23 protein-coding genes are annotated in these 20,267 nt (G+C 48.8%); all 23 read right to left on the bottom strand.

The annotated features are described in order from the left end of the window. Positions 1 to 16 precede the first annotated feature (16 nt). Positions 17 to 415 carry a 30S ribosomal protein S8 gene (gene rpsH, locus VF724_RS17785; RefSeq protein WP_371755586.1) on the bottom strand — a complete coding sequence of 133 codons (399 nt, stop codon included), beginning with the start codon at positions 413 to 415 and terminating at the stop codon, positions 17 to 19. Between the two features lie 31 nt (positions 416 to 446). Further along, on the bottom strand, positions 447 to 632 hold the full coding sequence (locus VF724_RS17780; RefSeq protein WP_371755585.1) for a type Z 30S ribosomal protein S14: 186 nt from the start codon (positions 630 to 632) through the stop codon (positions 447 to 449). 47 nt (positions 633 to 679) lie between these two features. After that, positions 680 to 1,222, bottom strand: a complete 543-nt coding sequence (gene rplE / locus VF724_RS17775) for a 50S ribosomal protein L5 (protein ID WP_371755584.1) — start codon at positions 1,220 to 1,222, stop codon at positions 680 to 682. A 32-nt stretch (positions 1,223 to 1,254) separates the two neighbouring features. Further along, the gene (gene rplX, locus VF724_RS17770) at positions 1,255 to 1,608 is read right to left on the bottom strand and encodes a 50S ribosomal protein L24 (RefSeq protein ID WP_371755583.1); all 354 of its coding nucleotides are present in this window, start codon (positions 1,606 to 1,608) and stop codon (positions 1,255 to 1,257) included. A gap of 44 nt (positions 1,609 to 1,652) precedes the next feature. Continuing rightward, complete coding sequence (gene rplN / locus VF724_RS17765; RefSeq protein WP_371755582.1) at positions 1,653 to 2,021, bottom strand: 50S ribosomal protein L14; 369 nt, start codon at positions 2,019 to 2,021, stop codon at positions 1,653 to 1,655. 48 nt (positions 2,022 to 2,069) lie between these two features. Beyond that, the gene (rpsQ, locus tag VF724_RS17760; protein WP_371755581.1) at positions 2,070 to 2,333 is read right to left on the bottom strand and encodes a 30S ribosomal protein S17; all 264 of its coding nucleotides are present in this window, start codon (positions 2,331 to 2,333) and stop codon (positions 2,070 to 2,072) included. A gap of 41 nt (positions 2,334 to 2,374) precedes the next feature. Continuing rightward, positions 2,375 to 2,572 carry a 50S ribosomal protein L29 gene (gene rpmC, locus VF724_RS17755; protein WP_371755580.1) on the bottom strand — a complete coding sequence of 66 codons (198 nt, stop codon included), beginning with the start codon at positions 2,570 to 2,572 and terminating at the stop codon, positions 2,375 to 2,377. After that, positions 2,562 to 2,996 (bottom strand): 50S ribosomal protein L16, encoded by a 435-nt coding sequence (rplP, locus tag VF724_RS17750; RefSeq protein ID WP_371755579.1) that lies wholly within the window; start codon positions 2,994 to 2,996, stop codon positions 2,562 to 2,564. The genes rpmC and rplP overlap by 11 nt, the downstream gene beginning before the upstream one ends. Before the next feature lie 2 nt (positions 2,997 to 2,998). Then, the gene (rpsC, locus tag VF724_RS17745; RefSeq protein WP_371755578.1) at positions 2,999 to 3,658 is read right to left on the bottom strand and encodes a 30S ribosomal protein S3; all 660 of its coding nucleotides are present in this window, start codon (positions 3,656 to 3,658) and stop codon (positions 2,999 to 3,001) included. 13 nt (positions 3,659 to 3,671) lie between these two features. Continuing rightward, positions 3,672 to 4,004: a 50S ribosomal protein L22 gene (rplV, locus tag VF724_RS17740; protein WP_371755577.1), complete on the bottom strand. Its 333-nt coding sequence runs from the start codon at positions 4,002 to 4,004 to the stop codon at positions 3,672 to 3,674. A gap of 47 nt (positions 4,005 to 4,051) precedes the next feature. Further along, entirely contained in the window at positions 4,052 to 4,333 is a 282-nt protein-coding gene (rpsS, locus tag VF724_RS17735; RefSeq protein WP_371755576.1) for a 30S ribosomal protein S19, read from the bottom strand. Positions 4,334 to 4,390: 57 nt separating this feature from the next. Then, entirely contained in the window at positions 4,391 to 5,218 is an 828-nt protein-coding gene (gene rplB, locus VF724_RS17730; RefSeq protein ID WP_371755575.1) for a 50S ribosomal protein L2, read from the bottom strand. A gap of 34 nt (positions 5,219 to 5,252) precedes the next feature. Then, positions 5,253 to 5,543, bottom strand: a complete 291-nt coding sequence (gene rplW / locus VF724_RS17725) for a 50S ribosomal protein L23 (protein WP_371755574.1) — start codon at positions 5,541 to 5,543, stop codon at positions 5,253 to 5,255. Then, a complete protein-coding gene (rplD, locus tag VF724_RS17720; protein ID WP_371755573.1) occupies positions 5,540 to 6,166 on the bottom strand; it encodes a 50S ribosomal protein L4 in 627 nt (208 codons plus the stop codon). The genes rplW and rplD overlap by 4 nt, the downstream gene beginning before the upstream one ends. A gap of 23 nt (positions 6,167 to 6,189) precedes the next feature. Then, positions 6,190 to 6,813, bottom strand: coding sequence for a 50S ribosomal protein L3 (gene rplC / locus VF724_RS17715; RefSeq protein WP_371755572.1), 624 nt, complete (start codon positions 6,811 to 6,813; stop codon positions 6,190 to 6,192). 63 nt (positions 6,814 to 6,876) lie between these two features. Next, positions 6,877 to 7,185 (bottom strand): 30S ribosomal protein S10, encoded by a 309-nt coding sequence (rpsJ, locus tag VF724_RS17710; protein WP_371755571.1) that lies wholly within the window; start codon positions 7,183 to 7,185, stop codon positions 6,877 to 6,879. Between the two features lie 248 nt (positions 7,186 to 7,433). After that, positions 7,434 to 8,624 carry an elongation factor Tu gene (gene tuf, locus VF724_RS17705; protein ID WP_371755610.1) on the bottom strand — a complete coding sequence of 397 codons (1,191 nt, stop codon included), beginning with the start codon at positions 8,622 to 8,624 and terminating at the stop codon, positions 7,434 to 7,436. A 57-nt stretch (positions 8,625 to 8,681) separates the two neighbouring features. Continuing rightward, positions 8,682 to 10,760 carry an elongation factor G gene (gene fusA / locus VF724_RS17700; protein WP_371755570.1) on the bottom strand — a complete coding sequence of 693 codons (2,079 nt, stop codon included), beginning with the start codon at positions 10,758 to 10,760 and terminating at the stop codon, positions 8,682 to 8,684. A 55-nt stretch (positions 10,761 to 10,815) separates the two neighbouring features. Further along, on the bottom strand, positions 10,816 to 11,286 hold the full coding sequence (rpsG, locus tag VF724_RS17695) for a 30S ribosomal protein S7 (RefSeq protein WP_371755569.1): 471 nt from the start codon (positions 11,284 to 11,286) through the stop codon (positions 10,816 to 10,818). Between the two features lie 42 nt (positions 11,287 to 11,328). Continuing rightward, positions 11,329 to 11,748: a 30S ribosomal protein S12 gene (gene rpsL, locus VF724_RS17690; protein WP_371755568.1), complete on the bottom strand. Its 420-nt coding sequence runs from the start codon at positions 11,746 to 11,748 to the stop codon at positions 11,329 to 11,331. 258 nt (positions 11,749 to 12,006) lie between these two features. Next, positions 12,007 to 12,267 carry a ribosomal L7Ae/L30e/S12e/Gadd45 family protein gene (locus VF724_RS17685; protein ID WP_371755567.1) on the bottom strand — a complete coding sequence of 87 codons (261 nt, stop codon included), beginning with the start codon at positions 12,265 to 12,267 and terminating at the stop codon, positions 12,007 to 12,009. A 181-nt stretch (positions 12,268 to 12,448) separates the two neighbouring features. Then, on the bottom strand, positions 12,449 to 16,066 hold the full coding sequence (gene rpoC, locus VF724_RS17680) for a DNA-directed RNA polymerase subunit beta' (RefSeq protein WP_371755566.1): 3,618 nt from the start codon (positions 16,064 to 16,066) through the stop codon (positions 12,449 to 12,451). A gap of 97 nt (positions 16,067 to 16,163) precedes the next feature. Further along, positions 16,164 to 19,700 carry a DNA-directed RNA polymerase subunit beta gene (gene rpoB, locus VF724_RS17675; protein WP_371755565.1) on the bottom strand — a complete coding sequence of 1,179 codons (3,537 nt, stop codon included), beginning with the start codon at positions 19,698 to 19,700 and terminating at the stop codon, positions 16,164 to 16,166. Positions 19,701 to 20,267 lie beyond the last annotated feature (567 nt).

Below are 20,267 nucleotides of genomic sequence, written 5' to 3'. Positions count from 1 at the left end.
TCGTGTGAATTCGCGCTTACCAAACGTAGCAGATAACTTCTCCGCCTGACTTCGCTTGACGCGCTTCTTTATCTGTCATTACGCCCTTGGATGTGGAGATGATGGCAATCCCCAATCCTCCAAGCACCCTCGGTACTTCCGTAGACTTCGTGTATACGCGAAGGCCGGGTTTGCTGATTCTTTTCAGGCCTGTGATAACCCGTTCGTTATTGGGACCGTATTTCAAGAAGATTCGAATAATCCCCTGTTTGTTGTCTTCGATATATTCAGCGTCGCGGATAAAACCTTCACGCTTCAGAATTCCGGCAATTTCCCTTTTCGTTTTGGATGCCGGCACTTCAACCATTTCATGACGAACGGTATTGGCGTTACGGATGCGTGTCAGCATATCGGCAATCGGATCTGACATTACCATAGTGCGAACCTCCTTCCCGCAGTGGGGTGATTTACCAGCTTGCTTTTTTTACGCCAGGAATCTGACCTTTGTATGCCAGCTCCCGAAAACAAATTCTGCAGATTTTGAACTTGCGCAAAACGGAATGCGGCCGGCCGCAGCGTTCGCATCGTGTATATTCGCGCACTTGAAATTTCGCTTTGCGCTGTTGCTTGATTTTCATCGAAGTTTTTGCCACTGAATGTTTACACCTCCATTATTTACGGCAAACCGGTGCTTTGCACATCACTTGGCAAACGGCATGCCTAATTGATCGAGCAATTCGCGGGCTTCTTCGTCCGTTCGGGCTGTCGTTACGATGACAATATCCATTCCGCGGGTTTTATCAATTTTATCATACTCAATTTCCGGAAAAATCAACTGTTCCTTCAAACCGAGCGTGTAGTTGCCGCGGCCGTCAAAAGCTTTGGTCGACACTCCGCGGAAATCACGCACACGAGGCAAAGCCACGTTAAACAATTTGTCAAGGAAATAATACATCCGGTCGCCGCGAAGCGTTACTTTCACCCCGATCGGCATGCCTTCACGGAGTTTGAATCCGGCAATCGATTTTTTTGCTTTGGTTACGACCGGTTTTTGACCGGCAATCGCTTGGAGCTCACTTACCGCGCTGTCCAATATCTTAGAATTGGAAACCGCTTCGCCGACCCCCATATTAATAACGACTTTTTCTATTTTAGGCACCTGCATAACGGTCGTATAATTAAACTTTTGCATCAATTGAGGGGTAACATCATTATGAAACCGTTCCTTTAATCTAGCAGCCATTCTTCATTTGCCTCCTTTCCGAACTGAATCCGTTAGTCCAAAACTTCCCCGGATCTTTTTGCCACTCTCACCTTATTTCCATTGTCCAACACTTTGTACCCTACACGTGTGGGTTTACCCGATTTGGGATCAACCGGCATAACATTGGACACATGGATCGGCGCTTCCTGGTTCAAGATTCCGCCCTGCGGGTTTTGCTGGGAAGGCTTCGCATGCTTTTTGATCATGTTGACCCCTTCCACTAGCACTCGGTTTTCACGAGGAAATGCCGCAATTACGCGACCTTTTTTGCCTTTGTCCTTACCGCTGATGACGATAACCGTATCGTCCTTTTTGACGTGCAATTTATTGTTGTGGGATACAAGTCGTTTTTTCACCCTGGCCATGATTCATTCCACCTCCTAATTGCTTACTGAGCGAAAAGCCGTGATCAGATAACTTCCGGCGCCAGCGACACGATTTTCATGAAGTCTTTTTCCCTCAGCTCACGCGCCACAGGGCCGAAAATACGTGTGCCGCGCGGACTTTTGTCGTCCTTTACAATCACCGCAGCATTCTCGTCAAAGCTGATGTAGGAACCGTCTTTGCGGCGTACGCTGCGCTTGGTGCGCACGATCACCGCTTTAACGACATCGCCTTTTTTGACAACCCCACCGGGTGTTGCTTGTTTGACGGAACAGATAATCATATCGCCGATTTTTCCGACTCGCCGTCCGGTACCGCCCAGCACGCGAATGCACATCAATTCCTTGGCCCCGGAATTATCCGCTGATTTCAAACGTGTAAAAGGTTGAATCATTCAAGTTCCCTCCTTCCGATTTTCATAACGAACAAGACATTCCGAAGCTTATACAATGACCGCTTTTTCAACGATTTCGACCAGTCTCCAACGCTTATCCTTGGAAAGCGGACGGGTTTCCATGATTCTTACCGTATCGCCGATTTTAGCCTCGTTGTTTTCGTCATGAACCTTGAATTTCTTGGTATATTTGATGCGTTTGTGGTACAAGGAATGCTTTTTATAGGTTTCCACCGCTACCACGATGGTTTTTTCCATTTTATCGCTGACCACTTTACCGACTTGCTCCCTGCGATTGTTGCGTTCACTCATGTGTTACCCTCCTCTCTAGATTTTCAGCATGTCCTATTGAACTAACCGATTCCCAATTCTCTTTCGCGCAAAACCGTTTTGGCACGGGCTATATCCCTGCGCACCTCGCGAATCTTGGTCGGGTTATCCAATTGACCCGTTGCCAGTTGAAAACGGAGGTTGAATAATTCTTCTTTAAAACCGGCGATTTTTTGCTCAATTTCAACAGTCGTCAGGTTGCGAAGGTCATTAGCTTTCATTAGCTTCACCGCCCAATTCTTCTCTTTTCACAAATTTCGTTTTGATCGGCAGTTTATGTGACGCAAGACGCATCGCTTCACGAGCGATTTCTTCCGACACGCCTGCCAATTCGAACATGATTTTTCCCGGTTTGACAACTGCAACCCACTTTTCCACGTTACCTTTACCGCTACCCATCCGAACCTCGAGAGGTTTTTGCGTGATCGGCTTGGAAGGGAAGATTTTGATCCATACTTTACCGCCCCGCTTGATGTAACGGGTCATTGCAATCCGCGCCGCTTCAATCTGACGGTTGGTGATCCAAGCCGGTTCAAGCGCCTGCAGGCCGTATTCGCCGAATGCAATTTCGGTGCCGCCTTTGGCACGTCCCTTCATATTGCCGCGTTGTTCTTTACGGTGCTTAACGCGTTTTGGCATTAACATGATCAGTTCCCTCCTTCCTCAGCAGCCTTCTTTTTGGTAGGCAGAACCTCGCCGCGGTAAATCCATACTTTTACACCGATGCGGCCATAAGTCGTATGAGCTTCGGCCGTACCGTAATCAATATCAGCGCGCAGCGTGTGAAGCGGAACCGTACCTTCGCTGTAGCCTTCACTGCGGGCAATTTCCGCGCCGCCCAAACGCCCGCTAACCATAGTTTTGATTCCTTTGGCGCCTGCACGCTGGGATCTTTGAATGGCCTGCTTCATCGCTCTGCGGAAAGAAACGCGGCGCTCCAACTGCTGTGCAATGCTTTCTGCCACGAGAATCGCATCGAGATCCGGATTTTTGATTTCGGCAATGTTGATATGCACTTTTTTATTGGTCATTTTGGCAATTTGATTGCGGATGTTCTCTACTTCCGTACCGCCTTTTCCGATCACCATTCCAGGTTTGGCGGTATGGATCGTTACATTCACGCGGTTGGCCGCACGTTCGATTTCAATATGTGATACAGCCGAATCCTTCAGCTTATTCTTCAGATATTCGCGGATTTTGACGTCCTCCAAAAGCAGATCGCCGAAGTCTTTATCAGCGTACCATTTGGATTCCCAATCCCGAATGATTCCAATTCTCATGCCAACTGGGTTAACCTTTTGACCCATTCATTATCCCTCCTTATTTTTCAGATACCACCAAGGTGATGTGACTCGTACGTTTATTGATACGACTTGCACGTCCCATGGCGCGCGGACGGAACCTTTTGATGGTTGGTCCTTGGTCAACGTAAACTTCACTGATTTTCAAGCTGTTCGGGTCCAAAGAATAATTGTGTTCAGCATTTGCGATCGCCGAATTCAACAATTTTTCAAGGATCGGGGAAGCCGCTTTCGGCGTATGGCGCAAGATTGCGATTGCCTCGCCAACTTCCTTGCCGCGAATCAGATCAACCACCAATCTGGCTTTGCGGGGAGCAATCCGAACATATTTTGCTACGGCTTTGGCTTGCATTAAAGCACCTCCTCTCGAACACATTAATTAGCTTTTCGGAAGCAGGCTTACCTTCTACCCGTTTTCCGATCGTCGTCGGTATGTCCTTTATATGTCCGGGTCGGTGCAAATTCACCCAGTTTATGACCCACCATGTCTTCCGTTACATAAACCGGCACGTGTTTGCGACCGTCATACACTGCAAACGTATGTCCGATGAATTGGGGGAAAATGGTCGATCGACGCGACCAGGTTTTGATCACCGACTTCTTGTTCGCCTCATTCAGCTCTTCCACTTTTTTCATCAGATGACCGTCACAAAACGGCCCTTTTTTCAAACTGCGTCCCATCTATAATCCTCCCTTCAACCAATATCCTTAAACCTTCCCATTCCAGCCGCCCAGCAATTAGGAACGGCCGCGAACAATATACTTGTTGGATGCCTTGCCTTTTTTGCGGGTTTTGTGACCGAGCGTCGGTTTGCCCCAAGGCGACATCGGAGATTTGCGTCCGATCGGAGAGCGGCCTTCGCCACCACCGTGAGGATGGTCTACCGGGTTCATGACGGAACCGCGAACGGCAGGTCTTTTGCCTAACCAACGGGAACGTCCCGCTTTACCGATATTGATCAGTTCATGGTCTTCATTGCCCACTGAACCTATGGTTGCTCTGCAGGATTTGAGAATTTTGCGCATTTCGCCGGAAGACAAACGAACAGTCACGTAAACTTCCTCTTTACCGAGCAATTGCGCTTCCGTTCCGGCCGCACGCACCAATTGACCGCCTTTGCCCGGCTTCAATTCAATGTTGTGGATAACCGTACCCACAGGGATGTTCTCGAGCGGCAGCGCATTGCCGATTTTAATGTCGGCATCAGCTCCGGAAACGATCATATCCCCAACTTTCAAACCTTTTGGAGCGAGGATATAACTTTTTTCTCCGTCAACATAATGAATCAACGCAATATTGGCCGTCCGGTTAGGATCGTATTCGATCGAAGCAACGCGCCCTTGTATTCCATCTTTCGTGCGTTTAAAATCAATAATCCGGTATTTGCGTTTGTGCCCGCCGCCTTGATGACGAACCGTAATTTTCCCTTGATTATTGCGTCCTGCTTTTTTGTACAGCGGCGCAAGCAGCGATTTCTCCGGTTGCGTCGCCGTGATTTCTTCGAAGGTGGAAACACTCATCTGCCTTCTTCCAGGCGAAGTCGGTTTGTATTTTTTAATCGGCACTTTTATACCCTCCTTACTTTACAAATTGCTTGCTTTAGACCGTTTCAAAGAATTCCAGCGGTTTGCTGTCTTGGCTCAGCGTAACGAACGCTTTTTTCCATTCCGAGGTATAGCCCGAATGGCGCCCGTAATTTTTCGGCTTCTTCGGCATAATCGCCGTGTTGACCTTTATCACCTTGACCTTGAAAATTTGTTCGATTGCCTGCTTGATTTCCGTTTTGTTCGCACGTTTATCCACTTCAAAGACATAAGTGAGATTCGACATCAAATCGCTTGTGCGTTCCGTGATGACCGGGCGTTTGATAATGTCGCGAGGATCCTTCATTTCGCAAATACCTCCTCAACTTTCTCCACAGCGTCTTTGGTGATGATCAACTTATCATGCACCATGACATCCAGCACGTTAATGCCTTCAGCGGCTACAAATTTGATGCCGGGAATGTTGCGTGCCGACAATGCCAAATTATCATCATATTCGGCCGATACGACAAGCGCCTTGCGATCAACCTTCAAGTTTTTCAGCATATTGGCAAAATCTTTGGTCTTCGGCTGATTCATCATCAATTGATCCAAAACAATGATTTCATTATCCTTAACCTTTGATGACAATGCTGACTTTATTGCCAATCTGCGGACTTTTTTCGGCAGCTTGTATGCATACGATCTGGGAGTCGGTCCAAAAACAATACCGCCGCCTTTCCATTGGGGCGCCCTGATGCTGCCTTGACGGGCACGACCTGTACCTTTTTGTTTCCAAGGCTTGCGACCGCCACCGCTTACTTCCGAACGGCCTTTGGTCTTATGCGTACCGCGCCGAAGCGAAGCCTGCTGCATGAGCACCGCCTCATGAAGCACGTGCGCATTCGGTTCGATTCCGAATACGGCTTCCGGCAATTCCAATTCACCAACTTGATTTCCGTTCATGTCATACATCGATACTTTCGGCATTCAACTTCCTCCTTTCCTCACGATTACTTTTTCGTTGTCAATTTTATTTTGACATAGCTGTTGCGGGGTCCGGGAATGGATCCTTTCACCAACAGCACGTTGCGTTCCGCATCAACCTTCACGACTTCCAAATTGCGGAGCGTTACGGTCTCGCTTCCCATATGTCCAGGGAGCGCCTTGCCTTTAAACACACGGTTGGCTGCGATGGAACCCATCGATCCGGGTCCACGGTGATAGTGGGAACCGTGAGCCATCGGCCCTCTGCTCTGTCCATGTCTTTTGATATTGCCTTGAAAGCCTTTACCCTTCGACGTTCCTGTTACATCAACATGTTCGCCTTCAGAGAAAATGTCGGCTGCGATCACTTGCCCTACCTCGTAATCCGCCAGATTGACTCCGCGAAATTCCCGTACGTAGCGCTTAGGTGTTGTGCCCGCTTTTTTCGCATGGCCCAACTCAGGCTTGATCGATCTTTTTTCCTTCTTGTCTTCAAATCCGATTTGAATCGCTTCATATCCGTCGTTTTCCAGCTCTTTTTTCTGCAGAACCACGCACGGACCGGCCTGAATAACAGTTACCGGAATGACGTTGCCCTCGGCCGTAAAGACCTGGGTCATCCCCAGCTTTTTACCTAAGATACCTTTCATGTTGACACCTCATTTCCTTTCAGCTCGTTTTCATCTATGAGATCTTTCAAACTCTCCGTACGCTTACAGCTTGATTTCAATATCCACTCCGGACGGCAGATCCAAACGCATCAATGCATCCACGGTTTGCGGAGTTGGGTTGACAATATCGATCAAACGCTTATGAGTACGCATTTCGAATTGCTCCCTGGAATCCTTGTACTTGTGAACCGCTCGAAGAATGGTGATGATTTGCTTTTCAGTAGGCAGCGGAATCGGTCCTGATACATTCGCACCGGAACGCTTTGCCGTTTCCACAATCTTCTCTGCGGATTGATCAAGAATTCTGTGATCGTACGCCTTCAAACGAATACGGATTTTTTGCTTTGCCATTGTGTTCCCTCCCTTTATCGCCCAATTTATAATCGGACTTGCTCCGCGAAAATCTCCTGACGCCCTCCCATGGCAAAGGGGCCGGGTGTGTCAGCAACCTCTCGCATCATTGCTTCGTCACAGACCAACGTTCACTATTATATAAAAGATACGGGGCAAATGCAAGAAAATATTTTGATTTTGAATAAAAATCCCTCATCTATATAAGATGAGGGATTTTACCTTGAACTTTAAGAACTGGCTGCCAATTACTTGATAATTGTTGAAACAGCGCCTGCGCCGACTGTACGTCCGCCTTCGCGAATAGCGAAACGCGTACCTTCTTCGATAGCGATCGGATTGATCAGTTCTACCTTCATGGTAATGTTATCGCCAGGCATAACCATTTCCGTACCTTCAGGAAGCGTGATTACTCCGGTAACGTCAGTTGTACGGAAGTAGAATTGCGGACGGTATCCGGAAAAGAACGGCTTATGGCGTCCACCTTCTTCTTTGGTCAGCACATAAACTTGAGCTTCAAAATGAGTGTGCGGTTTAACGGAACCGGGTTTAGCCAATACTTGGCCGCGCTCGATATCTTTGCGATCCACACCGCGAAGCAGTGCGCCGATATTGTCTCCGGCTTGTGCTTGATCGAGCAATTTTCTGAACATTTCTACGCCGGTAACAACGGTCTTCTTGGTTTCCTCATGAATACCAATGATCTCGACTTCGTCGCCCACTTTGACAACCCCGCGCTCTACACGACCGGTAGCAACCGTACCGCGTCCTGTAATCGTGAATACATCTTCCACCGGCATAAGGAACGGTTTGTCAACTTCACGTTCCGGAGTCGGGATGTAGGAGTCGATCGCTTCGAACAGCTCGATGATTTTTTGAGCCCATTCTCCTTCCGGATTCTGCAACGCTTCACGAGCGGAACCGCGGATGATCGGAGTGTCGTCTCCAGGGAATTCATATTCGTTCAGCAGGTCGCGAACTTCCATTTCAACCAGTTCAAGCAGTTCTTCGTCTTCTACCATGTCGCATTTGTTCAGGAATACAACGATGTAAGGAACGCCAACCTGGCGGGACAGAAGAATGTGCTCTCGAGTTTGCGGCATCGGACCGTCAGCTGCGGATACAACCAGAATCGCACCGTCCATTTGTGCAGCGCCGGTAATCATGTTTTTAACATAGTCGGCGTGGCCCGGGCAGTCAACGTGTGCATAGTGGCGGTTTCCCGTTTCATATTCTACGTGTGCCGTAGAAATCGTGATTCCGCGTTCGCGCTCTTCCGGAGCTTTGTCGATTTGATCGAAAGCGATGGCGCTACCTCCGTATTTTTTCGACAGAACTGCCGTGATGGCTGCAGTCAGAGTGGTTTTGCCGTGGTCGACGTGACCGATGGTACCAATGTTAACGTGCGGTTTGGTGCGTTCGAATTTTGCTTTTGCCATTGTAAACAAATCCTCCTTAAGCTGATTTTAATTAGAATACTTGAAATTGTATGTGAATCAAGATGCACCTTTACTTTTGGCAACGATCTCTTCCGAAATGGATTTCGGAACTTCCTCATAATGAGAAATTTCCATCGAATACGTACCGCGACCTTGCGTTCTTGAACGCAGCGTCGTAGAGTAACCGAACATTTCGGAAAGCGGCACTTTCGCCCGAATGATTTGAGCGCCTGCGCGAGAATCCATTCCTTCAATGCGTCCGCGGCGGGAGTTCAGGTCACCCATGACATCTCCCATATATTCTTCGGGAACCGTCACTTCAACTTTCATGATCGGCTCAAGAATAACCGGCTTACATTTATCCTTCGCTGCTTTCAACGCCATCGATCCGGCAATTTTGAACGCCATTTCACTGGAGTCGACGTCATGGTAAGAACCGTCTACCAGTCTCGCCAGAACATCCACTAACGGGAAGCCGGCAAGAACACCGTTCTTCATCGATTCTTCAATACCTGCTTGAACGGCCGGTACATATTCCCGCGGCACGACGCCGCCGACAATTTTGTTCTCGAACACGAATCCTTTACCCGGCTCCAAGGGCTCGAATTCGATCCATACGTGACCGTATTGACCGCGGCCACCGGATTGGCGAACGAATTTTCCTTCGACTTTTGCCGGTGCGCGGAAGGTTTCGCGGTAAGCAACTTGAGGTTTGCCGACATTCGCTTCCACTTTAAACTCGCGCTGCATACGGTCTACGATAATTTCCAAGTGCAGTTCGCCCATACCGGAAATAATCGTTTGGCCGGTTTCTTCATCGGTTTTGGTACGGAAGGTCGGATCTTCTTCAGCGAGCCTGGACAATGCAAGGCCCATTTTGTCCTGATCCGCTTTCGTTTTCGGCTCGATGGCCACGGAGATAACCGGATCCGGGAACTCCATGGATTCGAGAATAACCTTGTTCTTCTCGTCGCACAGCGTATCCCCCGTCGTCGTATCCTTCAATCCGACGGCTGCAGCGATATCTCCCGCATAGACCATTTCGATCTCTTCGCGGTGATTGGCGTGCATCATCAGAATACGTCCGATTCTTTCCCGCTTGCCCTTGGTTGAGTTCAACACATACGAACCCGAGGAAAGCGTACCGGAATAAACGCGGAAGAACGTAAGTTTACCTACATACGGGTCGCTCATAATCTTGAACGCCAAAGCCGAGAACGGTTCGCTGTCCGAAGATTTGCGGCTGACTTCCGTGCCGTCCTCCAAAACCCCCTTGATATCGGGAACATCCGTCGGAGCCGGTAGGTAATCGATAACCGCATCGAGCATTTTTTGTACACCCTTGTTTTTGTAAGAAGAGCCGCACAGAACCGGTGTGATTTTAACTTCAACCGTTCCTTTGCGAAGCGCCCTTTTCAATTCCTCAATGGAGATTTCTTCTCCCTCCAGGTATTTCATCATTAATTCTTCATCCAATTCCACGATCTTTTCGATCATTTCTTGGCGGAATGTTTCTGCTTTCTCTTTATAATCGGCCGGAATTTCAGTCACTTCGATCTCTTTTCCAAGGTCATCCTTATACATATATGCTTGGTTCTCAATGAGATCGATAATGCCAATAAAATCGTTTTCCGAACCTATCGGCAATTGAATCGGAACTGCATTGGCACGCAGTCTTTCGCGCATTTGCTGCACCGCACCTTCAAAATCGGCACCAATGATGTCCATTTTATTGACATAGGCAATCCTTGGTACATGATAACGGTCAGCTTGACGCCATACGGTTTCCGATTGAGGCTCGACGCCGCCTTTGGCACAGAAAACGCCAACCGCTCCATCCAATACGCGAAGTGAACGTTCGACTTCCACCGTAAAATCCACGTGTCCAGGGGTATCGATAATATTGATGCGATGATCTTTCCACTGCGCGGTCGTTGCGGCTGAGGTAATCGTAATGCCGCGCTCTTGCTCTTGCTCCATCCAGTCCATCGTGGCAGCCCCTTCATGGACTTCCCCGATTTTATGGGTACGACCGGTATAGAACAATACGCGTTCCGTCGTCGTGGTTTTGCCCGCGTCAATATGAGCCATAATCCCAATATTACGTGTTTTTTCCAAGGAGAACGCTCTAGGCATGGTTTTGTCTCCTTTCTATTTAACCTGATGACTGTCTAACTTGATGACTTCCAGATTACCAGCGGTAATGAGCAAACGCTTTGTTGGCTTCCGCCATCTTGTGCGTATCCTCACGTTTCTTCACGGAAGCTCCAGTGTTATTGCTGGCATCAATGATTTCCGCCGCCAGACGCTCCTGCATGGTATTTTCTCCGCGATTGCGCGAGTAATTTACGAGCCAGCGAAGTCCCAGCGAAGTTCTTCTTTCCGGCTTAACTTCAACCGGAACCTGATAGTTGGCGCCGCCGACACGGCGGGCTTTGACTTCCAGCACGGGCATGATGTTCTTGATCGCCTGTTCAAATACTTCCATCGGGTCTTTACCCGTGCGATCGCGGATAACGTCGAACGCATCGTACAATATTTTTTGGGCGACTCCCTTTTTACCGTCGAGCATGATGCGGTTGATTAAGCGCGTAACCAATTTGCTGTTGTAAATCGGATCAGGCAACACATCTCGGCGGGGTACAGGTCCTTTACGAGGCATTGTTATCCCCCTTTCAAGTGTAATCTAATTTTATTCGTTCCATTATTTTTTAGCTTTCGCACGTTTCGTACCGTATTTCGACCTGGCTTGCTTGCGGTTGTTCACGCCAGCGGTATCCAACGCACCCCGGATAATATGATAACGAACACCCGGCAAATCCTTAACCCTGCCGCCGCGAATCAGAACGACACTGTGCTCTTGGAGGTTATGTCCGATACCAGGAATATAAGCGGTAACCTCAACACGGTTGGTCAAACGAACACGCGCATATTTACGAAGTGCAGAGTTCGGTTTCTTCGGCGTCATCGTTCCCACACGAGTGCAAACCCCGCGTTTTTGCGGCGCGCTCAGGTCGGTTTCCTCACGCTTCATAGCATTGTAACCCCTTTGCAATGCAGGCGATTTGGATTTGACGACTTTGGCCTTGCGTCCTTTTCTCACCAATTGGTTAATTGTCGGCATTTCGACACCCCCTTCCCATACTTTCCTTAATGCAAAGCAGTGTATTACATGACCACAGATCCAGGCGGTTCATAAGTAAACAAACGAAAAGTTTTTGTTTGGGGTCCCCCGGGAGGATCACTGCCCACAACAAAAACATTATTAGACGTCTCATGCCATTTTCATGGCACCAACAGGTGATGAAAATGACAAGCTGAAACGTCCCTGAACAATTCACGTTGAATGGTGATTTAAGCTGATGCGAATTCTTCAGGATAGTCATTCATTTACAATGGCTGCCATCGCAGCACCCACTTCAATCCCGCAGGCTTTGCCGAGTTGCTTCATGGTGTCGACGTAAACAACCTTAACTCCCATCTTCTTGCATAGGTTGACGATTTTTAAGGTGATTCTGGGATCTGCGTCCTTTGCAACATATACTTCAGCAGCCTTGCCTTGTTCAATAACTTTCGTAGTTTGTTTAGTGCCTATTATCACTTTACCATCCCGTAATACTTTTTCGTTAGACAAGAACAACATCCTCCAAAGCAGATGGGTGTTTTTTTCGGCACGTTTTTTTGGCACACTACGATATAGTAGCATTTCGCGTGTTTGGTGTCAAGAACCATCTGCAGGGCAATTTTTGCTGCCCTGCATTGATTCCGACAACTGCCTCGCAATTAAATTTTTCGCAAAATGCATCCAATTTGACGTTGGAAATCTACTCTACCGAAACAGCTTCCTTGAGCTCTTCTTCCAAATTTTCCGGTTCGCCGTCCTCCAGCATCCGGATTCCGCGATAACGGGTCATTCCCGTTCCGGCAGGAATCAGCTTACCGATAATGACGTTTTCCTTGAGACCGAGCAGCTGATCGACCTTTCCTTTGATCGCCGCATCAGTCAGCACGCGGGTCGTTTCCTGGAACGAAGCGGCGGACAGGAACGAATCGGTTTCCAGTGAAGCTTTGGTAATACCGAGCAAAATCGGGCGGGCAACCGCAGGCATTGCTCCGGATAAGAGAACTTCCCTGTTGGCCTCTTCATATTCATGAATGTCAACGAACGAGCCGGGGAGCAAATTCGTGTCTCCGGCATCAACGACGCGGATTTTCCTCAGCATCTGACGGATCATGACCTCAATATGCTTGTCGTTGATCTCAACGCCTTGGTTGCGATAAACGCGTTGAACTTCCTGGAGAATGTAATTCTGTACTCCCCGGATCCCTTTAATTCTAAGCATATCCTTCGGATCTATGGATCCTTCAGTAATCTCGTCTCCAGCTTCGACTTGTTGGCCGACGGATACTCTGATGCGCGAACCGTAGGTTACCTGATAAACCTTCGTTTCGGCTTCGCCTTCAACCTCGATTTCCCGACGGTCTTTCGCATCGCGAATATCTTTGATCACGCCGTCGATTTCCGATATGATCGCCTGACCTTTCGGATTCCTTGCTTCGAACAGCTCCTGAATCCGCGGAAGGCCTTGCGTGATATCATCTCCTGCAACCCCGCCCGTATGGAAGGTCCGCATTGTCAGCTGGGTACCCGGCTCACCGATCGATTGGGCCGCGATAATCCCGACTGCTTCCCCGATTTCCACATGCTTACCGGTTGCCAGGTTTCGTCCGTAGCATATTTTACAAACGCCATGCCGGGTCCTGCAGCTAAGCACCGAACGGATCTGAACTTTCTCAATGCCTGCGGAAATGATCTCAATCGCTTTCGACGCATCAATCAGCTCATTGCGGTTGACGATAATTTCCTTTGTTTCGGGATGTCGGATCGTTTCGAAGGAATATCTGCCGTCAATACGGTCGTACAGATCCTCAATGACCTCTTTGCCGTCATGGATTTTGCTGACCATAAAGCCTTTGTCCGTTCCGCAGTCATCCTCGCGAACAATCACATCCTGGGCAACGTCGACCAAACGCCGCGTCAAGTAACCCGAGTCCGCGGTCCTTAACGCCGTATCCGCCAGACCTTTCCTCGCTCCATGCGTCGAGGTGAAGTATTCCAAAACCGTCAATCCTTCACGGAAATTCGATTTGATCGGCACCTCGATGATTCTACCCGACGGATTGGCCATCAGACCGCGCATTCCGCCAAGCTGGGTAATTTGCGATTTGTTGCCCCGCGCTTTCGACTCCACCATCAGATTGATGGAATTGTATTTATCCAGCGATTTCATCAGGATATCGGTGATATCGCTCTTCATTTTATCCCAAATGCTGATAACCCGGTCATACCGCTCCTCGTTTGTAATCAATCCTCTGCGGTATTGATTCTGCACCACCTTGACCTTATCTTCGGAATCCCGCAGCAGTTGTTCTTTCTCCTGCGGCACCACGACATCGGATACGGCAATTGTAATACCGGCTTTGGTCGAATAAGTGAATCCGAGCGATTTGATATTGTCCAGAATTACGGAAGTCTTCGTAGTATGGTAACGACGGAAGCATTCCGCGATAATCGAGCCCAGATATTCTTTGCCGACGGCTCCCTTATCGGGAGTGTTCATGATCGCTTCCCGAACGTTTATGCCTTTGTCAAAAATGAAATACCTGTCAGGCGTTCCGTTCAGCAAGTTTTCCCGGGTCGGCTCATTAATGAATGGAAAGTCATCCGGAAAAATTTCATTAAAAATAATTTTTCCGACGGTCGTCACGAGAAAAGCATCCTGCTGTTTCTGCGTAAAAGACTTTTTATTCAACGCCTTAACCGGAATCGCCACCCGTGCATGGAGCGATACGTTCCCCGATTGGTAGGAGGAGATCGCTTCATTCACTGTTCTGAAAATCGTTCCGGAGCCCACCGAATCATGATTATCGAGCGTTAAGTAGTACGTCCCCAAGACCATATCCTGGGAAGGCGTAACGACCGGCTTTCCGTCTTTCGGGTTCAAAATATTTCCGGAAGCGAGCATCAGAATCCTGGCCTCCGCCTGCGCTTCAGCGGATAAAGGAACGTGCACGGCCATCTGGTCGCCGTCAAAGTCGGCATTGTATGCGGTACATACGAGCGGATGCAATTTGATGGCACGGCCTTCAACAAGAATCGGTTCAAAAGCTTGGATGCCGAGCCTGTGCAGCGTAGGAGCACGGTTCAAAAGAACCGGATGCTCTTTGATCACTTCCTCCAAAACATCCCAGACCTCGGGGCTGACTTTTTCAACCTTCCGTTTGGCGCTTTTAATGTTATGGGCCAGACCTTTGTTGACCAGCTCTTTCATTACGAACGGCTTAAACAACTCCAATGCCATTTCTTTCGGCAAACCGCATTGGTACATCTTAAGACTCGGCCCGACCACGATAACGGAGCGTCCCGAGTAGTCGACGCGTTTGCCCAGCAGATTCTGACGGAACCGGCCCTGTTTTCCTTTCAGCATATGGCTGAGCGATTTCAACGGCCTGTTGCCGGGTCCGGTCACTGGACGTCCGCGGCGGCCGTTATCAATCAAGGCGTCAACCGCTTCCTGCAGCATCCGCTTTTCGTTCTGTACAATGATATCGGGCGCCCCCAAATCCAACAGGCGCTTCAGACGGTTGTTGCGGTTAATCACGCGACGGTACAAATCGTTCAGGTCGGAAGTGGCAAAACGGCCGCCGTCCAGTTGCACCATCGGTCTAAGCTCCGGCGGAATGACAGGAAGAACATCCAGCACCATCCATTCCGGATTGTTGCCCGATGAGCGAAATGCCTCAAGCACCTCAAGACGTTTGATGGCGCGGTTTCTCCTTTGGCCCTGCGCGGTTTTCAATTCCTCTCGAAGAACGGCCAACTCCGCATTGACATCAAGGTCTTGAAGCAGTTTTTTGACAGCTTCCGCTCCCATGCCGGCTTGAAATCCGTAACCGTACTTTTCGCGGTAGCTTCTGTATTCCTTTTCGGAAAGCAGCTGCTTTTTCTCAAGCGGAGTTTCGCCCGGATCGGTTACTACATAGGAAGCGAAATAGATAATCTCCTCCAGCGATCTCGGCGACATATCCAACGCCAAGCCCATCCGGCTGGGGATCCCTTTGAAATACCAGATATGGGATACCGGCGCCGCCAATTCAATATGTCCCATTCGTTCGCGGCGGACTTTGGCCCGCGTAACTTCTACGCCGCAGCGATCGCACACGACCCCTTTGTAACGGACACGCTTATACTTGCCGCAATGGCACTCCCAATCCTTGGTAGGACCGAAAATTTTCTCGCAGAACAGCCCTTCCTTTTCAGGCTTGAGCGTACGATAGTTGATGGTTTCCGGTTTTTTGACTTCTCCCCTGGACCAGGAACGGATTTTGTCGGGAGAAGCCAGCCCGATTTTCATAAATTCAAAGTTGTTGACGTCCATCAAGGAGCAACCCTCCTCAAGAATTTCTTATGGAACTAAACACTGAAAGCTTGTGCAAATTCATCCGCGACAGGCAATGCTTCATTCCCAAGCGGCAGGGTTATTCAACGCCAACCTCTACCCCTTCGAGATTCAAATTGAGCTTATCACCGCTACCTTCATCATCTTCGTCAATTTCCTTCATGATGATTTCTTCCTCATCCTCGGTAAGAATTTTCACATCCATACCCAAGCTCTGCAGTTCCTTGATTAACACCTTGAACGATTCGGGAACTCCGGGTTCAGGCACATTCTCGCCTTTGACGATCGCCTCGTATGTTTTTACCCTTCCGACCACATCATCGGATTTGACGGTCAATATTTCCTGAAGCGTATAGGCAGCACCATAGGCTTCCAAAGCCCAAACCTCCATTTCCCCGAAACGCTGTCCCCCGAACTGGGCTTTGCCGCCAAGCGGCTGCTGTGTGACGAGGGAGTACGGACCGGTGGAACGGGCATGGATTTTATCGTCAACCATGTGCGCCAGTTTGATCATGTACATGACTCCGACTGTGACTTCTCTTTCAAACGGCTCACCGGTTCTTCCGTCATACAAACGCGTTTTGCCGTTTCGCTGCATGCCGGCTTCTTCCATGGTATCGAAGACGTCATTTTCACGCGCCCCGTCAAATACAGGAGTTGATACATGAATGCCAAGCTGCATCGCAGCCATCCCAAGATGAACCTCCAGCACCTGGCCGATGTTCATCCGCGACGGAACCCCAAGCGGGTTCAGCACAACCTGTACAGGCGTTCCATCCGGCAAAAACGGCATATCCTCTTCCGGCAAAATACGGGCGATGACCCCTTTGTTGCCATGGCGTCCGGCCATCTTATCACCTTCGGAGATTTTCCGTTTTTGGGCGATATAGGCTCTTACCAATTGATTCACGCCCGGCGGCAATTCATCGCCGTTCTCGCGGGTAAATACCTTGACGTCGACAACGATCCCGTCCGTACCGTGAGGAACCCTCAAGGAGGTGTCGCGGACTTCGCGGGCTTTTTCGCCGAAGATGGCGTGGAGCAAACGCTCCTCCGCTGTCAGCTCGGTCACACCCTTTGGCGTCACCTTGCCGACCAGAATATCTCCCGCGCTGATTTCCGCACCCACGCGGATAATGCCGCGTTCATCAAGATTTTTCAGAGCATCTTCCCCGACGTTCGGAATATCGCGGGTAATTTCCTCCGGTCCAAGTTTCGTATCGCGGGCTTCAGACTCATATTCCTCAATGTGAATGGAGGTGAAAACATCCTCCTTCACCAACTTCTCGCTAAGCAGTATGGCATCTTCGTAGTTATAACCTTCCCATGTCATAAACGCCACGACAACGTTGCGTCCCAGAGCCAATTCTCCCTGTTCAGTCGATGGGCCATCGCCGAGGATATCGCCTTTTTTTACGAAGTCGCCTTTGCGGACAAGCGGACGTTGGTTGATGCAGGTCCCTTGGTTGGATCTCAGGAATTTATAAAGCTTGTGCTTCACCAAATCTCCTGTTACCAGCTTGCCATCCACCATTTCCTGACGGCGAATCGTAATTTCGTTGGCGCTTACCCGTTCGACCACCCCGTCGTATTTGGAAACGACACAAACTCCGGAATCTTTAGCGGATTTATGCTCCATCCCCGTTCCGACAAGCGGCGATTTCGGCACAAGCAGCGGAACCGCCTGGCGCTGCATGTTCGAACCCATCAAAGCGCGGTTCGAGTCGTCATTCTCCAGGAACGGAATCAATGCCGTCGCCACGGAGACAACCTGTTTCGGCGAGACGTCCATGAAGTCGACGCGTTCGCGCGGAACCGTCAAAATATCTTCTTTATACCGAACGATAACCGTTTCATTGGCGAATTTGCCCTCTTCATCAAGCTGTGCATTCGCCTGGGCGATTACATAATTATCCTCTTCATCGGCGGTAATATAACTGATCTTCTCCGTCACAACGCCGGTATTCGGATCCACCCAACGATACGGAGTCTCAATAAATCCGTACTCGTTAATCCGGGCAAACGTAGACAGCGAGTTGATCAAGCCGATGTTGGGTCCTTCAGGCGTCTCAATGGGGCACATACGGCCGTAGTGCGAATGGTGTACGTCGCGCACCTCAAAGCCTGCTCTTTCCCTTGTCAGACCGCCCGGTCCCAATGCGGAAAGACGGCGTTTGTGCGTCAATTCGGCAAGCGGATTCGTTTGATCCATAAATTGCGACAGCTGCGAGCTGCCAAAGAACTCCTTGATCGCCGCGATAACCGGGCGAATATTGATTAACGCCTGCGGCGTAATAACGTTCGCATCTTGGATGGACATGCGCTCACGCACGACGCGTTCCATTCTTGAAAGACCGATGCGAAACTGGTTTTGCAGAAGTTCGCCAACGGAACGCAAACGGCGATTGCCGAGATGGTCGATATCATCGGTGTTTCCGATTCCATGAAGCAAATTGATAAAATAGCTGATCGAGGCAATAATATCAGCAGGAGTGATATGCTTGACACCCTTATCAATCATCCCATTGGAAATAACCCCGACGACTTTGCCGTCTTCAATCGGCGAAAAAACGTTAATCCGTTGCAGCGGAATCAACTGTTCATCCAGCACCCCGTTGAACACTTTGTATTCCTTGAAACCGACGGTTTTTTCTAGAACAGGAATAATCTGGTCCAAGATTCGGCGATCAATCAATTGTCCGGCTTCCGCGACAATTTCTCCCGTTTCGTGATCTACCAGAGTTTCAGCCAGCCGTTGGTTGAACAGCCGGTTTTTAATGTGCAGCTTTTTGTTGATCTTATAGCGACCGACATTGGCGAGGTCATAGCGCTTCGGATCAAAAAAGCGCGCGACAAGCAGGTTCTTGGCATTCTCCAGTGTCGGCGGTTCACCGGGACGCAAGCGTTCATATATTTCAATCAATGCTTTTTCAACCGAGTCGGTATTGTCTTTTTCAAGTGTATTGCGAAGATATTCATCCTCGCCGAGTAAGTTGAGAATTTCATCATCGGTACCAAATCCCAAGGCTCTCAGAAGAACAGTAACAGGGATTTTTCGCGTCCGGTCAATACGCACGTAGATAATGTCTTTAGCGTCCGTTTCGAGCTCCAGCCATGCTCCCCGATTCGGAATAACCGTGGCCGTAAACGTATTTTTACCGTTTTTGTCCACTTTGCTGCTGAAATATACGCTCGGAGAACGGACCAGCTGACTGACAATGACACGTTCGGCTCCGTTGATGATAAATGTGCCTGTGTCGGTCATCAACGGGAAGTCCCCCATGAAAACCTCTTGTTCTTTGACCTCTCCCGTTTCCTTGTTAATCAAACGCACCTTTACACGAAGAGGAGCCGCGAACGTAACATCACGCTCTTTGGATTCATCTACGGAATACTTGGGTTCGCCCAAACTGTAATCAATGAATTCCAGGGTCAAATTTCCCGTAAAATCCTGAATCGGCGAGATTTCCTGAAACATTTCACGCAACCCTTGATCCAGAAACCATTGATAGGATTTCTGCTGGATTTCGATCAGATTCGGAACCTCCAGCACCTCATTAATCCGTGCATAGCTTCTGCGCTGACGTCGACCATACTGTACAAGATGACCTGCCAACTTCAACTCACCCCTTAGTTCAACATACTTCCCTATATACAAAAAAGAAGAAAGCCCCTGCCGAAGCACTGTCAAAATTCCGACAGCTTGTTCAGGCAACAAAACCGATCAAGGATGTCTTAACAATAACAAGACGCATTCTCCAGACCGGTCGGGTCACCTTTCACAGGAAGCATTTCATATACACGGTATATTGAATCGATTCATTCAGAAAATCACTGCCCTTTTGCAAAAATGATCGAGTTTCATGCGGAAATCATACTCAATTTGTCGAATCATCAATCTGCATATAACAAGATGATTTACCGAAAATTTAATCATTATACTTTAACGATTAAAATTTTATTCATATATAATGAAAAAAAGACTTGACATTTTACCAAACTAAAGACAACCTGCTCATCCTAATACTGACATTTTACTATGATAACATATCCAATATTTGAAGTCAACAAAATTTACTATCCGATGTCGTTGTGCTGTGATAATGTCACCCTGTAACTGTTCTGAGATAATGTCACTATGGGACAGGAGACATTGACATTGACTAGAGCAGAGTTGAAGAAG

This window comes from Ferviditalea candida, from assembly GCF_035282765.1.
GTDB classification, from domain to species: domain Bacteria; phylum Bacillota; class Bacilli; order Paenibacillales; family KCTC-25726; genus Ferviditalea; species Ferviditalea candida.
The sequence above is the reverse complement of the archived record's forward strand: the minus strand, read 5'-3'. Positions and strand labels throughout refer to the sequence as shown.

Excerpts from the sequence above, each read along its gene's own strand:
- rpsH (WP_371755586.1), bottom strand. The coding sequence starts at position 415 with ATGGTAATGTCAGATCCGATTGCCGATATGCTGACACGCATCCGTAAC.
- rplE (WP_371755584.1), bottom strand. The coding sequence starts at position 1,222 with ATGGCTGCTAGATTAAAGGAACGGTTTCATAATGATGTTACCCCTCAA.
- rplX (WP_371755583.1), bottom strand. The coding sequence starts at position 1,608 with ATGGCCAGGGTGAAAAAACGACTTGTATCCCACAACAATAAATTGCAC.
- rplN (WP_371755582.1), bottom strand. The coding sequence starts at position 2,021 with ATGATTCAACCTTTTACACGTTTGAAATCAGCGGATAATTCCGGGGCC.
- rpsQ (WP_371755581.1), bottom strand. The coding sequence starts at position 2,333 with ATGAGTGAACGCAACAATCGCAGGGAGCAAGTCGGTAAAGTGGTCAGC.
- rpmC (WP_371755580.1), bottom strand. The coding sequence starts at position 2,572 with ATGAAAGCTAATGACCTTCGCAACCTGACGACTGTTGAAATTGAGCAA.
- rplP (WP_371755579.1), bottom strand. The coding sequence starts at position 2,996 with ATGTTAATGCCAAAACGCGTTAAGCACCGTAAAGAACAACGCGGCAAT.
- rpsC (WP_371755578.1), bottom strand. The coding sequence starts at position 3,658 with ATGGGTCAAAAGGTTAACCCAGTTGGCATGAGAATTGGAATCATTCGG.
- rplV (WP_371755577.1), bottom strand. The coding sequence starts at position 4,004 with ATGCAAGCCAAAGCCGTAGCAAAATATGTTCGGATTGCTCCCCGCAAA.
- rpsS (WP_371755576.1), bottom strand. The coding sequence starts at position 4,333 with ATGGGACGCAGTTTGAAAAAAGGGCCGTTTTGTGACGGTCATCTGATG.
- rplW (WP_371755574.1), bottom strand. The coding sequence starts at position 5,543 with ATGAAGGATCCTCGCGACATTATCAAACGCCCGGTCATCACGGAACGC.
- rplD (WP_371755573.1), bottom strand. The coding sequence starts at position 6,166 with ATGCCGAAAGTATCGATGTATGACATGAACGGAAATCAAGTTGGTGAA.
- rplC (WP_371755572.1), bottom strand. The coding sequence starts at position 6,813 with ATGAAAGGTATCTTAGGTAAAAAGCTGGGGATGACCCAGGTCTTTACG.
- rpsJ (WP_371755571.1), bottom strand. The coding sequence starts at position 7,185 with ATGGCAAAGCAAAAAATCCGTATTCGTTTGAAGGCGTACGATCACAGA.
- tuf (WP_371755610.1), bottom strand. The coding sequence starts at position 8,624 with ATGGCAAAAGCAAAATTCGAACGCACCAAACCGCACGTTAACATTGGT.
- fusA (WP_371755570.1), bottom strand. The coding sequence starts at position 10,760 with ATGCCTAGAGCGTTCTCCTTGGAAAAAACACGTAATATTGGGATTATG.
- rpsG (WP_371755569.1), bottom strand. The coding sequence starts at position 11,286 with ATGCCTCGTAAAGGACCTGTACCCCGCCGAGATGTGTTGCCTGATCCG.
- rpsL (WP_371755568.1), bottom strand. The coding sequence starts at position 11,748 with ATGCCGACAATTAACCAATTGGTGAGAAAAGGACGCAAGGCCAAAGTC.
- VF724_RS17685 (WP_371755567.1), bottom strand. The coding sequence starts at position 12,267 with ATGTTGTTCTTGTCTAACGAAAAAGTATTACGGGATGGTAAAGTGATA.